The sequence below is a fragment of the Paracidovorax sp. genome, from assembly GCF_057642795.1.
The window spans coordinates 1-522 of sequence record NZ_JBXYZY010000008.1; the positions used below are offsets into that span (position 1 = coordinate 1).

Genomic DNA, 522 nt, shown 5'->3' on the forward strand with positions numbered 1-522 from the left:
GCACCGTGACCGGCTTCTTAGGCTGACGGCGCCACAAGGCCATCATCAGCGCGTCAAGCACCAGGCTGGTATCGATGCGGCTGCCCATTGACCATCCGACCACCTGACGCGAGAACAGATCGACCACCACAGCCAAGTACAGCCAGCCCTCATGGGTGCGGATGTACGTGATGTCGGTCACCCAGGATTGGTTGGGCTCGGCCACGATGAACTGGCGTTGCAGGTGGTTGGGCGCCACGACAGCAGGCTTGCCGCCGCGCATGCCGGGGCGGCGACGGTAGCCAGTCTGCGAGCGCAGCCCTTCGCGCTTGAGCAATCGGGCCACACGATGCTTGCCGCAGCTCTCGCCCAGGTCGCGCATGTCCAGCGTGAGCTTGCGGTAGCCGTACACGCCGCCGCTCTCCAGCCAGGCGTGCTTGAGCAGGCCCAGCAGCCGCTGATCGTCCTTGGCGCGAGGACTCGCGGGCTCGGCCTTCCAGGCGTAGTAGCCGCTGGGATGTACCTTCATGACCTTGCACATGC

General features: G+C 65.5%; 1 protein-coding gene. It reads right to left on the reverse strand.

Annotated elements, in window-relative coordinates; genetic code table 11:
* Positions 1 to 522 (reverse strand): IS3 family transposase (locus AC3A84_RS04825; RefSeq protein ID WP_487968515.1); only part of this gene is annotated, 522 nt, incomplete at both ends.